The organism is Vibrio makurazakiensis (assembly GCF_050337375.1).
Taxonomy (GTDB): domain Bacteria; phylum Pseudomonadota; class Gammaproteobacteria; order Enterobacterales; family Vibrionaceae; genus Vibrio; species Vibrio makurazakiensis.
This window is the reverse complement of the sequence record NZ_JAKJSW010000421.1, coordinates 1-1,652: the sequence shown is the minus strand read 5'-3', so window position 1 is coordinate 1,652 and position 1,652 is coordinate 1. Positions and strand designations below refer to the sequence as shown.

At 39.1% G+C, this 1,652-nt stretch carries 1 protein-coding gene; it reads right to left on the bottom strand.

Annotated features, from left to right (window positions below):
- Positions 1-160: 160 nt before the first annotated feature.
- Positions 161-1,519 (bottom strand): hypothetical protein, encoded by a 1,359-nt coding sequence (locus L4C33_RS22100; protein ID WP_428814530.1) that lies wholly within the window; start codon positions 1,517-1,519, stop codon positions 161-163.
- Positions 1,520-1,652 lie beyond the last annotated feature (133 nt).

Sequence of the window (1,652 nt, the reverse complement as noted above, 5' to 3'; positions counted from 1 at the left end):
AGTTTACATGGTGATGAGCCTATGGCTAAGTTTTCTCTCACGTTATCGATCAAGAAAGTAGTAAAGAAGTAGCACTATTCACGGGAAGTAGCAGTAGCAAATAGCCCAAGGGAAGTTACAGTGACTTCCATTGGGCTATTTAGTTGTTATTAATGTTTTATCAGTCCTGTTGAATTTCTTCAATATCAACAATTTTGGAACGACTCATAACTATTTTGTAGCGATAGTAGTTTGGTTCGCTGTCACTATCATGGGTGTTTTCTTTGATAATTAGGTTAAGTAAATGACGCTTTTCTACTGACTCTCGGCTCACTTGCCCTTCATTTAATCGATAGATTTTGTTTGACCCTTTGTCCATCAAGYGGGTTAGAGCACGCAAGCTAATTGCTACTGTTTCTCTCGTCTCTTCATAGCCACTCATAAAGGTAGACGTCGACATCTCAGTCTGTGAGCGATAGTGAAGAATTTGTTCTTCTTTTTGAACAACGCGTTTCTTACGAATAGATTGTATTTTGTCAGCCAATTTAGAAAAGCTTGCGTAATCGAGCCATTCCAACTTATGCCCAACAGATTTATTGGTTGTTGGATCGTAGTAGCGGCGTTTCCATTTTGGTTTACCTTTACGGATCCATCGCCAAAGAATATCCCTTAAGTCGTCTTTGAATATTTCGCGAAGGGCGTAGATAAAGGACATGGAAACGATAAAAGAAGCGGTAATTTCACCTAGGAAATCTCTTGCCAATATTACTGTAGTAGTCACAAAAACCATGACTAGACCGGTCGCAATTCCCTTAACAGCACGCTTAATGTTTTTCCCCATTGAGGTCGTTTTTTCTTTAAGAACAATAGGGTGTTCAATCAAGCGACGAAGTAAACGCATTTTATTACTTAATCGCGTTACATCGTCACGTACCTGTTTGGAGTTGTAGTTATTTAGCCTGCGGTGTGCGGTCTCTTTTTCACATAGAGTAGTAAGACGTTCTTTAATTGTCGCGTATTCCTTTTCGCGAGGTAGGTGAGCGACAAGAGACAAAAACTTCTGCTCTGTATACCAGGACAAGTAGTTATCGATATTCGCGTAATAACGTTTTAAATTCTCTTCGTAAGGAATACTACGTCTAAGTCGTTTTAGGATATCAAGTGCCAACTCGATGACTTCATCAACTTCATCTGAAGTTACACTGTCACCTGTGGTTTTATTAAGTCCGCTAACGGCTTTATCTAAGGCGATTACGTACTGGTAGGCGAACAAACTCAAACTTACACGGTACTGTGTTATAGATAGACGTCCGCGTTTTGCTAAACGACTGTGTACCAGAGGGAGGAGAGTTTTGTCACTGTAGTAAGCACGCTTCTGCGTTATCGAACTATAAAAGAACTCACTTTCAGATAATATTTCAGGACTGAGGCCTAACTCACCGGGAATAAAGAGATACACATCCAAGTCGACTTTCTTGGTTTTAGCCAGAGAATGGTTAATTTTTAGTGTAATTGCATCCTGTTTATCTACGGTGATCAACTAAAGCTCCTAGAACATGAAAAATATTAAGTGAAACTAGCGAAAGCATAACAGAGATCACGTATAATCACCGCCAAATTTAAAGAGAGAAAAATTTAATGATTAATGTTGGTCAAATAAACAGCTTAGAAGT